Consider the following 12620-nt stretch of genomic DNA (forward strand, 5'->3'; position numbering starts at 1 on the left):
TCCTGTTAGAATATTGTGAATCGATGTTGTCACAATGTTCCAAGGGAACTTCCGTTCCGGCGCGTTGTAAAATGATTTTCTTGCCGCCAGCGGAACATTGGCGCGCCGCAGCGCGCCAATTCAGATTTGATGTCCAGATCAGATGTCCAGATTGGCGACCGACAGCGCGTTGTCCTGGATGAACTCGCGCCTGGGTTCGACCTCATCGCCCATCAGCCGCGAAAACAGCGAATCCGCATCGGTCGCGTCATTGACCTTGACTTGCAGCAGCGAGCGCACGTTCGGATCGAGCGTGGTTTCCCACAGCTGTTCGGCGTTCATCTCGCCGAGACCCTTGTAGCGTTGCATCGTCAGGCCCTTGCGGCCGGTCGCAAAGACCGCGTTGAGCATCGCCAGCGGCCCCGAGATGGTTTCGGAGACATCCTTGCGGCGCAGCACCGGCGGCGACCCGTAGACCTCGCTGAGGCGCTGTGCGTAGCGGTCGAGCTGGCGTGCGTCGGCCGAATTGATCAGCGCCAGGTCGAGATGCGCGTATTCCTTGACGCTGCGCACCGTGCGCTCGAACACATAGCCGCCGACGCCTTCATTCGAGGTCGACATGCGGCCGGTCCAGCCGCGCTCGGTGTCCTCGGCGATGATGTCGAGGCGTTTTGCAATCCGCTCCGCCATGTCGTTGGCGCGGCCGAGATCGGTGAACACGTCCGGGTTGAGCCCGCCGGCGATCGCCGCCTGCTCGACCACGCCTCTGTTGTAGCGCGTGTGCAGGCCGTTGATCAGCTGGCGCACCGCCAGCGCGTCGTCGATGGCTCCGCGCAGGTCCTGTCCGATGCGAACCTCGCCCGAGCCGAGGGTAAGCGATGCTTCCTCCAGTCCCGAGCCGATCAGGAACTCCTCGAACGCGCTCTCGTCCTTGATGTATTGCGAGCTCTTGCCGCGCGTCACTTTGTAGAGCGGCGGCTGGGCGATGTAGAGATGGCCGCGCTCGATCAGCTCCGGCATCTGCCGGAAAAAGAAGGTCAGCAGCAAGGTTCTGATATGGGCGCCGTCGACATCGGCGTCGGTCATCAGGATGATCTTGTGGTAGCGCAGCTTGTCGGCGTTGAACTCGTCCTTGCCGATCGAGGTCCCGAGCGCCGTGATCAACGTGCCGATCATGTCGGAGCCGAGCATGCGGTCGAAGCGAGCCCGCTCGACATTGAGGATCTTGCCGCGCAGCGGAAGAATGGCCTGATTCTGGCGCGAACGGCCGCCCTTGGCCGAGCCGCCGGCGGAGTCACCCTCGACGATGAAGATTTCGGACTTCGCCGGGTCGCGTTCCTGGCAGTCGGCCAGCTTGCCGGGCAGGGAAGTGACGCCGAGCGAGCTCTTGCGGGTGATATCGCGCGCCTTGCGCGCCGCTTCACGCGCCGCCGCGGCCTGGATCACCTTGTCGACGACCACCTTGCCTTCGCTCGGATGTTCTTCAAGCCAGGTGCCGAGCGCTTCGTTGACCAGGCCTTCGACGACAGGACGGACCTCCGACGAGACCAGCTTGTCCTTGGTCTGCGAGGAGAATTTCGGATCTGGAACCTTGACTGAAAGCACCGCCGTCAGGCCTTCGCGGCAATCGTCGCCGATCAGCGAGACCTTTTCCTTCTTGGTCAGGCCCGACGATTCGCCATAGCCGGTGATCTGGCGCGTCAGCGCGCCGCGAAAGCCGGCCAGATGCGTGCCGCCATCGCGCTGCGGGATGTTGTTGGTGAAGGCCAGCACGTTCTCGTGGTAGCTGTCGTTCCACCACATCGCCACTTCGACGGTGATCCCGTCGCGCTCCGCCTTGATGGCGATCGGCTTGTCGATCAGCGGTTTCTTGACCCGATCGAGATATTTGACGAATTCTTCGAGGCCTCCGTCATAGTGCAGTTCATGGCGCACGACATCGGCGTGACGGGCATCGGTCAAAATGATGCGCACGCCGGAATTGAGGAAGGCAAGCTCGCGCAGCCGGTGTTCCAGCGTGCCGAAGTCGAACTCGACCATGGTGAAGGTCTCGGCCGACGGGAAGAAGGTGATCTGGCTGCCGCTGCGGCCCTCATAGGTGCCCGGCTGCTTGTCCTGCTCATAGCTGCCGGTGGCCTTCAGCGGCGCGTCGGCATTGCCATGCGTGAAACTCATCTCGAAGATCTGGCCGTTGCGGCGGATTTTCAGCTTCAGCCACGCCGACAGCGCGTTGACCACCGAGACGCCGACGCCATGCAGGCCGCCCGAGACCTTGTAGGAATTCTGGTCGAACTTGCCGCCGGCATGCAGCTGCGTCATGATCACTTCGGCCGCCGAAATGCCTTCTCCGGTGTGGATATCGGTTGGAATTCCGCGGCCATTGTCGATCACGGTGACCGAACCATCGGGGTTGAGCGTCACGGTGACGAGATCGGCGTGACCGGCCAGCGCCTCGTCGATGGCGTTGTCGACCACTTCATAGACCATGTGATGCAGGCCCGAACCGTCGTCGGTATCGCCGATATACATTCCGGGGCGTTTGCGGACAGCATCCAACCCCTTCAAAACCTTGATGGAATCGGCGCCGTATTCGGCTTCAGCGCCGTTGTTGTTGTCGATCTGATCGCTCATGAAAACCTGTTGTCTGGATGCCGCTTGCACGGCGCGAAAAACCCGCTTCGAATCGCGCCTCTGATATGCACTAGATATAGGCGCAAAAGGCGGTTTTTCCAAGGTTTGCAGGCATTTCACGGGGAATGAGCCGGCTGTCCATGACAGCCTCCCGTCAGGCCCTATTTCACTTTGGCCAGCCGGTCCCTGAGAAACTTGATCATGAACTTATATCGCGGCGCCAGCCGCCCGCTGCGGTCGAGCTCCAGCGTCATGTCCAGCGCCTGGGAAAGCACGGCCTTGGGGTTCTTGGCGACCTGAGCGTAGTCGATCATGGCCACCACCAGGTCGCGCTGCCAGGTGGCGTTGTTTGGGTCGGACCGGGCGAGCTGCTGGCGGATGTCGAGACTGTCCTGGAAAGCCTGCCGCGCGCCTTTGACGTCGCGATGCTTGGCCTTGAGCATGCCGATCTCGGACAGAGTGATCGACAGGTCGCGTTGCCAGTCGGCATTGGCAGGGTCGAGCTTGGCCAGCCGGTCGGCGATGGCGAAACTGTCTGTATAGGCCTTGAGCGCTCCAGCGCGGTCGCCCTGTATCGCCCGAATGCCCGCTACTTTTTCCAAGCTGACCGAGAGGTCGCGTTGCCAGTCGGCGTTGGCAGGGTCACTGGCCGCCAGCACGCCGGCTATCGAGAGGGCTTGCCTGTAGGCGGCGAGGGCTGCCGGCCAGTCCTCTTGATCGCTCAGCGCATTGCCGATCTTTGCGTTGCCGACCGACAGGTCGCGCTTCAGCTCACTGTTGTCGGGGTCGCGGCCCACCAATTGTTCGACGATCGCATGGCCCGCTTTATAGGACGCGAGTGCGCCCGCCGCATCGCCGCGCTCGCGCTTGAGGTCGCCGATCGTATCATGGCTGACGGAGACATCGCGTTGCCGCTCGGCGTCCCACGGCTTCTTCTCGGCCAGCGCCAATCGGACCTTCAGGCTCTCCTCGTAGGCCATCTGGGCGTTGTCCAGTCGCCCCATGACCCGGGCAAGGCCGCCGATCTCGTCATAGGTGATGGTCAGGTCGCGCTGCAGCTCGGCGCGCTCCGGTTCATTATCGGCAAGTTGCTTCTTGATCGACAGGCTTTCCTGGTAGACTTGTGCGGCGCTGGCCAGATCGCCTTGCGTCACCAGCACGTTGCCGATCTTGTCGTCGACCATGGCGAAGTCCCCGAACCATGGCAGCCGATCGGGTTCGGCAGCGGTCAAATCCCTGAGCATGGTTCTGGCGGTCCGATAGTTTTCCAGCGCTTCCGGCAGGTCCCCTTGCGCCAGCTTGACGTTGCCGAGCTTGATGTGGCTGACGGCAAAATCGCGCTTGACGCTCGGGTCGGTTTCCCGGGCCGAACGCAGCTCGAGATTGGATACCAGCGCTGCAAAGGCGCGGCCTGCCGCATCGGTGTTGCCGACAAGGGTGTAGAGCTTGCCGAGTTCGTCCAGCGTGCGGATCTGGCGGTCGGCCTGGTCCAGGGTCAGATCGGTCTGCCCGGCCTCGCGGTAAAGAGCCAGGACCGATTCATAATCGTTGATGGCCGTGGCGTAGTCGAGGTCGGCGCGCGCCGCACCGCCGGACAGGAAACGCGTCGCCGCCTCGGACAGCGTGCGGCCGACGAAATTGGCCTTCAAGGCGTTGCGCGAAACATTGTCGATGTCGGCGGCCTTTGCGAGGATGGCGCGAGCCCCATCGAAGGCGCCGAGCGAAAGCTGCTCCTCGGCCTGCCGGCGCAGCTCCGTCACCTGCGGATCATCGGAGGCCAGCGTCCTCATTTCGCCGCGCACCTTGACGAAGGCGTCCGCCGCCTCGCGCAACCGGGCATTCAGGCTGTCCGCCGAAAGGTGGCTGGCGTCGGAGCTGATCAGCACGCCGTAGAGAGGCGCCAGCGGCATGTCGGCATCGCTGGCAACCTGCTCGACCTCACCGCGCATTTCCGGCGTCACGTCGGCCATGGCAAGCAACAGGCGCTCGCGCTCCGGCAATTGTTCCATGGCGGCCGCGGCAAAGAACAGCTTCGGCAGGCCGCTCTCGACGTAAGGCAGCTGTTTGCCCCGCGACAAATCGTAGACCTCCTGCTGCACCAGCGTCAGCACCGAGCGGATTTCGAGCCCGCTGGTGCCGAGATATTTGGTCAGCGCCGTGGTGAATGGCGAGTTCTGGCCGGTTCCGTCGGCCGCCGTCTCGCCGGGTGCTGCCGAGAAAGCGAACAGGATGTTTTCGGCGCGGCCAGTCCGACCAAGCCCCGGCCGGACATTTTCCACGACATCCTTGACCAGCGACGTCGCACCGCGCCCGTCACCCACCGTGCCCGAAAACGGATCGCTCCGGCAGGCGTCGAGCATGATCAGGCCGACCTTGGCGGTGGCGGCCACGGTCTTGCGCACCTCCTCCAGAGGCAAGCTGGTCTTCTCCAGCGCATCGAGCGAAGAGGGGTCGGCATCGACCGGCAGCAGCCGGTTATCGCCCGAGATTTCCACGCCGTGGCCGGAGAAGTAGACCAGCGCCACGTCGGCGCCTTTGGCATCCTGGCGAAAATCGTCGAGCGCGCGGCGCATGCGCCGCAGGTCGCGGTTGGTTTCGAGGACGACCTCGAAGCCGAGCTTCTTCAGCACCGCTCCCATCGCCTCGCCGTCATGAACCGGGTTGGCAAGCGGCCGGATCAGGCGGTAGTCGTCGTCGGCGATGATCAAGGCCACGCGCCGCTCAGCCGCCGCGGTGGCGGTGGTCATGAGCATCAGCAGCAAGGCAAAAAGCAAACGCAAGTCGAACCGCCCCCCGGCTTGTCCCTTTGCGCGAACATTCCACCTCTTTATGCCATGAGCAAGCCGGGCTTTTTGCGGAAGACCAGCGTTTTCAGGCAGCCCGCATAGGCTTCAAAGCCTCGCTCCAGCGCAACAGCTCGTCGAGCATGGTTTTGGCTCCGCCCTGCACCTGTTCGCCGGCGTTGAAAGCGCCGTTCTCGTCGAGCAGTTTCTGATACATCGGCAGGGCGACGCCTTCCGAGATCGGCATGACACCCACCGAGGTCAGCAGCGGCTTCAGCGCTTGCGCCGCGCGCAGGCCGCCGGAGACGCCGCCATAGCTGAAAATGGCGGCAGGCTTGTACTTCCATTCACGCGAGAGATAATCGATCGCGTTGACGATCGCCGGCGCCACGAAATAATTGTATTCCGGCGCCACGAAGACGAAGGCATCGGCGGCATCGATCGCTTTTCACCAGGCCTTGGTATGGTCGTTCTGGTAATTGCCGAGTCTTGGATGGTGCGGTTCGTCCAGCACCGGAAGCTTGAACGTGTCGATGTCGGTCAGTACCGGCTCGAATTTTCCATGCTCGCGCGCGAACGTCTCCAGCCACTTGGCAAAAACCGGCCCTGCGCGGCCTGGCCGCGTGCTGCCGATGATGATGTTCAACTGGTGCTTCAAGCTGGGCTCCTGCGATAGCGGTATCCATTGGTGACTGCCACCTAGGGCATGCCGCTCGGGGCAACAAGAAGGCACCTCACGGTAACCGGTCACGTTCCGGAGAGCAGGGCCTTGCCGTACGGTCACATGGACGCCTGCTTTGCGGCCCACTACATTGGGTCATCAGCGGAGCACAGCATGGACATCCAGCCCGCCCCCTTCATTCCCCCGGCGCCGAAGCCGCGCACGACGCCGCCCTCGACGCTGGAGATGATCCGCATCGTCTACCGCAACCCGCTCGAATTGTGGGGTGAACACACCTACAACGAGCCTTGGATTTCGGCCAATGGCGTTGGCGGACATCTGATCGTCGCCAACGATCCCGGCCTGATCCGCCATGTGCTGGTCGACAACGCCAGGAACTACAAGATGGCGACGGTGCGCCAGAAGATCCTGCGGCCGATCCTGCGCGACGGCCTGCTGACCGCCGAGGGCGAGGTCTGGAAGCGGTCGCGCAAGGCGATGGCGCCGGTGTTCACGCCGCGCCACATCTTCGGCTTCGCCCAGCCGATGCTGAGACGCACGCTGGACTTCGTCACCCGCTATGAAGACGGCGGCACGTCCGACATCGCTCATGACATGACGCTGCTCACCTACGACATCCTGGCCGAGACGCTATTTTCCGGCGAGATATCGGGCGAGCCGGGCAGTTTCGCCAACGAGATCGACCGCCTGTTCGAGACCATGGGCCGCGTCGATCCGCTCGATCTGTTGCGCGCGCCCGACTGGCTGCCGAGGCTGACCCGCATCCGCGGCCGCAAGACCATGGCCTATTTCCGCAAGATCGTCACCGACACGGTCACGATGCGCGAAGCGAAATTCAAGCGCGACCCTGATGCCGTGCCGCAGGATTTCCTGACACTGCTGCTCAAGGCCGAGGGACCCGACGGACTGACACGGGCCGAGGTCGAGGACAACATCATCACCTTCATCGGCGCCGGCCATGAGACGACCGCGCGGGCTTTGGGCTGGACGCTGTATTGCCTGGCGGAATCACCGTGGGAGCGCAACCGGGTCGAGCAGGAGATTGACCAGGTGCTGGCGCGCGAGCCCGATCCGACGAAATGGCTCGATGCCATGCCGTTCACCCGCGCCGCCTTCGACGAGGCGCTCCGGCTCTATCCGCCGGCGCCGTCGATCAACCGCGAGCCGATCGAACCGGAAATGTGGAAGGATCTTCATATCCCCAAGCATGCCGCCGTGCTGGTGATGCCATGGGTCGTGCATCGCCACAGGAAGCTTTGGGACCGGCCGGATGCCTTCCTGCCGGAGCGCTTCCACCCGGGAAATCGCGAAAAGATCGACCGCTTCCAGTATCTGCCGTTTGGCGCCGGTCCTCGCGTCTGCATCGGCGCCAGCTTCGCCATGCAGGAGGCGATCATCGCGCTGGCGATCATGCTGTCGCGCTTCCGCTTCGACACCACCGCCGAAACCAAGCCTTGGCCGGTGCAGAAACTCACCACGCAGCCACAAGGCGGTCTGCCGATGCGGGTGACGCCAAGATAGGCGTGACCCCTTCAGGTAGCTGTAACGACTATGCTGCAGGCTTGCGCTGCTGGAACTGGCCGGCGGCGCGGTAGCGCCAGAGATAGCTGGGCAGGATCGTCGCGATCGATTGCGGCTGGATGCCGAGCCCCGCAAGCGTCCGGTTGGCCTTGGCGGCCGCGTCCGAAACGATGTTGTGTTCGCGCAGCTGCATCACCTGGTCCTTGGTCAGCAGCGGATTGGGCAAGAGGCCGAGGATCGAGGCCTGGATGTTGGCCACCCACCACGGCACCGGCACCAGCAGGCGCTTGCGCTCGATCACCTCGAGCAGCTCTTCCATGCATTCCTTGAAGGTGAGCACCTTCGGCCCGCCGAGTTCATAGATATGGCCGCCATCCACCTTGCCGTCGACCGAGCGCGCCACCGCTTCGGCAACGTCGCCGACATAGACCGGCTGGAACTTGGTCTGGCCGCCGCCGATCAGCGGCAGCACCGGCGAATAGCGCGCCATGTTGGCGAAGCGATTGAAGAAGCCGTCTTCGGGTCCGAAATTGATCGACGGCCGGAAGATCACGGCGTCCTTGATCGTCTCCAGCACAGCCTTTTCGCCAAGCGCCTTGGTGCGCGCGTAGTCCGATTCGGAGTCCAGATCGGCGCCAAGCGCAGAAATGTGGGTCAGGCCGGCGCCGACCGAGCGCGCGGCCTCGGCCACTGCGCGGGCGCCGAATTCGTGCACGGCGGAGAATTTCTGCCGGCCGCTCTCATGCAGGATGGCGACCAGGTTGACGACATGGTCGGCGCCTTGCACGGCGCGGTCTACCGACCAACGCACGCGCACATTGGCCTGGACCGGCTGGATCTGGCCGACATTGCCAAGCGGCTGCAAATGGCCGGCAAGATCGGGCCGCCGGCAGGCGACCCGGATGCGATAGCCGCGCTTGGCCAGCGCACGCACGACATGGCGCCCGACAAAGCCTGACCCGCCAAAGACGACGACGAGCTTTGGGGTCTGCAGGATTTCGGTCATGGCTGGCTCCGGCGCTCGCAAGCTTGGCTGAAGCCGTTTCATAATCCGTTTCGTGCCAAAGGCAAAGGGCGACGCGTCGTCGCTATCAGCCTGTCAGAACGCTTTGCCGATACGGGCGTCGACCGAATGGCGGTTGCCGCCGCGAATGACGAAGAAGAGCAGGATCGCCGCCCACAGCAGCGACTTCTCCGCGCCCGAATAACCCTGGTCCATCGTAACCCAGTGGAACCAGACCGTGACCAGCAGCACGAACAGGCCGGCAAAGGCGGCCGGCCGCGTCAAAAACCCGATGGCGATGAAGATGCCGCCGAAGAATTCAGTGCAGGCCAAAAGCAAGGACCACAACGCACCCGGATAAAAGCCGAGACCCTCGACCATCTCGGCGGCGCCGAAAGGATTGGTGATCTTCTGCGAACCGTGGATGGCTAGAAACCCACCGGCGACGACGCGAAGAACCGTTTCGGCACCATCGTGCAGAGCGGCGTAAACCCTGCCAAGGGCCGGAATGATAAGGGCGTTGCGGGGATTGTCCGTGCTTGCCGACATTGTAGCTCCTCTGTTTTGCTTGATCAGCGCAAACGGCCGATCAGGTCGGACGAAGTCAAATAAACAAAAGTTGACCAAACTACGAATGTTTTAACATTGCGCGGCCAAACGCAGAAAACCCCGCAGAAGCGGGGTTTTCCGGGCGACGTCCATGTGAAGTCAGGTGCCGACGGAGCGGCCTGACCTGAGACGGTATCAGGAGGGCGTGAAGCAAGTACGCCCACCCCAGCCCTGAACATCCGACATGGTGCCACCAACCTTCTTGCAGGCGGCGACGAAATCGGCGCTGCAATTGGCGAATTTTGCATGGCCGTTCTTGCAGTAGTGATCTTCGGTGGCCCCGCCGCTCGGGGCAGTGATGACACCCGGGCTGGACGGCTTGGCCGGCGCGGCCTTCAAGGTGGCTGCCTGTGTGGCACCCATGAACGAGCCGAGCAGAAGGACGGCGGTCAGCATGGTGATCTTGGTGTTGGTCATGACAATTTCCTTTGATTTGGGTTGAGTTTCCGAGGCGCGAAGGACCGGCCATCGCGTGATGCAGGCTTTCGATTTCGGTTTGCTGCTTCCCCCGGTGTGGATCGGGCAAGCTCGCCTTGCCCTGGACAAAGCTGTGTCGCAGCAAGGCGCGGAAAGGTTCAGCGGCGCGCAAAGAAAATCGCACCGCACCGCGCCTGGGGCGGGCTGATTTCAGATAACCAATTGATATTTAATTATTATTCAGGAAGAGTAGCGTGCGGCGAATTCGGAAATGCGCTGCACCACCGCCTTGGATGCGGTGATGCCCCGCGCTTGCGCCTTCTCTGCCGCCTCTGCACGGGCGCGGCCCGGCACGTGCACGCCGAAGCGCCGCCGCAGCCGGTCGAGTTGGTCCTTCATTCGCTGCTCGAAATCCGGATCGAGCAGCTTGGGCTCGACGGCAAGCACGAACAGGCCGGTGCCGGGACTGTCCGGCCCGCCGCTGAACCATGGCGCGTCGAGCGACCAGTTGGCGCCTGACAGGCCGGCTGCCAGCACTTCGACCATCAACGCGATGTTGGCACCGCGCTGGCCGCCGAAGGCAAGCATGGCGCCCTTCATGGCGGCGGCCGGATCGGTGGTCGGGTTGCCGCTGGCGTCCAGCGCCCAGCCTTCCGGGATTGTCTTGCCCTCTTCGGCCGCTTTGCGGATGTTGACGAAGGCGGTGGCGCTTGACGACTGGTCGATGACCAGCGGCGCGCCGTCGGCGGCGGGTGCGGCAAACGACATCGGGTTGGTGCAATAGACCGGCTTGACCGAGCCCGAGCCGGCAAGCACGGCCGGGCCGTTGGTGGCGGCGAACGACACCAGTCCAAGTGCTGCCAGCCTTCCGGTGAAATAGCCGAGCGCGCCGCATGTATAGGCGTTCTTCTGCGAGAAGATGGCGACACCGAACAGCTTTGCCGCCTTGGCGAGGTCGTCGATGGTGCGGTCGAAGCCGGTATGCGCCAGCCCGCCGCGTGCATCGGAGAGATAGACCGCAAGCGCCGGCCGGGTGATCACCGGATCGGCATTGCCGTCGATGCGTCCGGCTTCCAGCGCCTCAAGATAGTCGATGAAATGCGACAGACCGACCGAGGAAAGCCCTTCGGCCTCGGCTGATATGATCGAAGCAGCGAGCGATTGTGCCGCTTCCTCATTGGCGCCGGCGCCAAGTGCCGCCATCCGGCACAGTCCTTTTGCCTGGTCGAGACTGAGTTGCATCATGGCCGTCCTAGGGGAGTAAGGGAATAGGGGAGTACGGGAGTAGGGGACAGTGAGCAGTGAATAGCGAATGGGGATGGAAATGTGAATGTGGATAGTAGCCGGATACTCCCCTACTCCCCTACTCCCCTACTCCCCTACTCCCCTCTAACCAATCTTGTTGGGGATCCGCGCTTCTATCCTGCTGAACGCAAAGACCAGAATACCGGTGATCATCATGTAGATCAGCGCCAGCAGCAGCAGGGGTTCATAGGTGAGATAGGTGTCCTGCCGCACCTTGGACGAAACGGCGAAGATGTCGATGACGCTGATCGTCGCCACCAGCGGCGTCGATTTCAACTGCAGCACGGTCTCCCCGGTCAGCGTCGGCAACGCCCGATAGATGGCTTGCGGCAGCCAGATGCGCCGGAACGCCTTCCAGCGGCTCATGCCGAACGCGCGGGCGGCTTCGAGTTGCCCCTTCGGCACGCCCGCAAAGGCGCCGCGCATCACCTCGCCCTCATAGCCGGCGAACGACAGGGTCAACGCCAGCACGCCATAGGGCCAGGCTTGCCGCAGATATGGCCACATCCAGGATTCGCGGATCCAGGGATATTGCGGGAACAGCGAGCCCAGGCCGTAGTAAAGCAGCCATAGCTGGATCAGCAGCGGCGTGCCCCGGATCACCGTGCAGAACACCTTGGCGGGCGCGGCGAACCAGAATGAGCCGGCGGCTTGCGCCAGCCCTAGCGGCACGGCCAGCAGGAAGCCCAGGACGCAGGTGACGGCCAGGATCCACAGCGACCGCCAGATGCCGATCAAGCCCATTTCATAATATTGCGGCAGCCAGTCCCAGCGCATGAAAAAGGCGGCCGACAGAACCAGGCCGAGTGCGATCAGGATCAGCACGATGCGGTGCGGCTGCAGCCACAGCGACGTTCGCGCGACGACATTGATGATGGCGGCCTCGTTGGCCATCAGCGCGCCTCCTTGAGCGAAGGCATGCCGCGCCGCGACCATGCCTCGACCCGGCCGATGATGAGATTGGAGACCAGCGACAGCAGCAGATAGAGCACGCCCGCCGCGAAAAAGAAGGTGAAATAGGCTTTGGTGACGCCCGCCGCCTGCCGCGTCGCCAGCGCCAGTTCGTAGAAACCGACGACCGCCAGCAGCGCGGTGTCCTTGGTGGCGATCAGCCAGAGATTGGCGAGGCCCGGTATGGCGAAGGGCAGCATTGACGGCAAGGTGATGCGCCGCAACATCAGGCCCGGAGACATTCCATAGGCGCGGGCGGCCTCGATCTGGCCCTGCGGAATGGCCAGGATCGCGCCGCGTATCACCTCTGTCGAATAGGCGCCCTGGACAAAGCCGAGCACGGCGATGCCGGCGGCAAGGCCACTCACGTCGACGCGCTGATAGCCCATGGCCGTCAGCGCCTGATTGATCAGGTCGGTTCCGGCGTAATAGAGCAGCAGGATCAGCACCAGTTCGGGCACCGCGCGCACGATGGTGGTGTAGACCGCCAGGAGATCGCGCACCACCGGCCCGCCATAAAGTTTGCCATAGGCGCCGCCGGTGCCGATCAGAAGGCCGAGGCACGTGGCGCCCAGCGCGATCTCGATCGAATGGAGCAGCCCAACCAAAAGAGCCCCGCCCCAGCCTGGCGGGTAGGGCGAGAGAAGCTCGGTGATGCCGGCCGCGGAGGCCGAAAGAAGTGCGTCGATCAGCGTCGCCCCCGAAGTGCTGGCCAACCGCCGACGGCTGCGTCGGCGGC

Annotated in this window: 9 protein-coding genes and 1 pseudogene; 1 reads left to right on the forward strand and 9 read right to left on the reverse strand. The window is 63.4% G+C overall.

The genetic code is table 11. The features are described 5' to 3' along the window. Positions 1-138 precede the first annotated feature (138 nt). From gyrB to NKH97_RS14395, 3 genes and pseudogenes are all read right to left on the reverse strand, one after another. Complete coding sequence (gene gyrB / locus NKH97_RS14385) at positions 139-2610, reverse strand: DNA topoisomerase (ATP-hydrolyzing) subunit B (protein WP_023811500.1); 2472 nt, start codon at positions 2608-2610, stop codon at positions 139-141. Between the two features lie 161 nt (positions 2611-2771). Then, positions 2772-5390, reverse strand: coding sequence for a caspase family protein (locus NKH97_RS14390; RefSeq protein ID WP_352439797.1), 2619 nt, complete (start codon positions 5388-5390; stop codon positions 2772-2774). A 91-nt stretch (positions 5391-5481) separates the two neighbouring features. Beyond that, positions 5482-6051, reverse strand: a pseudogene (locus NKH97_RS14395) (NADPH-dependent FMN reductase). A 177-nt stretch (positions 6052-6228) separates the two neighbouring features. Between NKH97_RS14395 and NKH97_RS14400 the strand changes: the two are divergent. Beyond that, the gene (locus tag NKH97_RS14400) at positions 6229-7596 is read left to right on the forward strand and encodes a cytochrome P450 (protein ID WP_023811503.1); all 1368 of its coding nucleotides are present in this window, start codon (positions 6229-6231) and stop codon (positions 7594-7596) included. 28 nt (positions 7597-7624) lie between these two features. On the opposite strand, the gene NKH97_RS14405 is transcribed toward NKH97_RS14400, so the two are convergent. The 6 genes from NKH97_RS14405 to NKH97_RS14430 form a co-directional block, all read right to left on the reverse strand. Then, positions 7625-8602 (reverse strand): complex I NDUFA9 subunit family protein, encoded by a 978-nt coding sequence (locus NKH97_RS14405; RefSeq protein WP_023811504.1) that lies wholly within the window; start codon positions 8600-8602, stop codon positions 7625-7627. Between the two features lie 93 nt (positions 8603-8695). After that, positions 8696-9148, reverse strand: coding sequence for a DoxX family protein (locus NKH97_RS14410; RefSeq protein WP_023811505.1), 453 nt, complete (start codon positions 9146-9148; stop codon positions 8696-8698). A gap of 195 nt (positions 9149-9343) precedes the next feature. Beyond that, entirely contained in the window at positions 9344-9625 is a 282-nt protein-coding gene (locus NKH97_RS14415; protein WP_023811506.1) for a hypothetical protein, read from the reverse strand. A gap of 240 nt (positions 9626-9865) precedes the next feature. Further along, positions 9866-10867, reverse strand: a complete 1002-nt coding sequence (locus tag NKH97_RS14420; RefSeq protein ID WP_164892839.1) for an Ldh family oxidoreductase — start codon at positions 10865-10867, stop codon at positions 9866-9868. A 147-nt stretch (positions 10868-11014) separates the two neighbouring features. Further along, positions 11015-11824 (reverse strand): ABC transporter permease, encoded by an 810-nt coding sequence (locus NKH97_RS14425; RefSeq protein WP_023811509.1) that lies wholly within the window; start codon positions 11822-11824, stop codon positions 11015-11017. Continuing rightward, a complete protein-coding gene (locus tag NKH97_RS14430) occupies positions 11824-12489 on the reverse strand; it encodes an ABC transporter permease subunit (protein ID WP_032909264.1) in 666 nt (221 codons plus the stop codon). Before NKH97_RS14430 ends, NKH97_RS14425 begins: the two co-directional genes overlap by 1 nt. Positions 12490-12620 lie beyond the last annotated feature (131 nt).

This window comes from Mesorhizobium sp. M0870 (assembly GCF_040319775.1).
In the GTDB taxonomy this organism is placed as follows: Bacteria; Pseudomonadota; Alphaproteobacteria; order Rhizobiales; family Rhizobiaceae; genus Mesorhizobium.

Coding starts and splice junctions, on each gene's coding strand:
- gyrB (WP_023811500.1), bottom strand. CDS start 2,610: ATGAGCGATCAGATCGACAACAACAACGGCGCTGAAGCCGAATACGGC.
- NKH97_RS14400 (WP_023811503.1), top strand. CDS start 6,229: ATGGACATCCAGCCCGCCCCCTTCATTCCCCCGGCGCCGAAGCCGCGC.
- NKH97_RS14405 (WP_023811504.1), bottom strand. CDS start 8,602: ATGACCGAAATCCTGCAGACCCCAAAGCTCGTCGTCGTCTTTGGCGGG.
- NKH97_RS14410 (WP_023811505.1), bottom strand. CDS start 9,148: ATGTCGGCAAGCACGGACAATCCCCGCAACGCCCTTATCATTCCGGCC.
- NKH97_RS14415 (WP_023811506.1), bottom strand. CDS start 9,625: ATGACCAACACCAAGATCACCATGCTGACCGCCGTCCTTCTGCTCGGC.
- NKH97_RS14420 (WP_164892839.1), bottom strand. CDS start 10,867: ATGCAACTCAGTCTCGACCAGGCAAAAGGACTGTGCCGGATGGCGGCA.
- NKH97_RS14425 (WP_023811509.1), bottom strand. CDS start 11,824: ATGGCCAACGAGGCCGCCATCATCAATGTCGTCGCGCGAACGTCGCTG.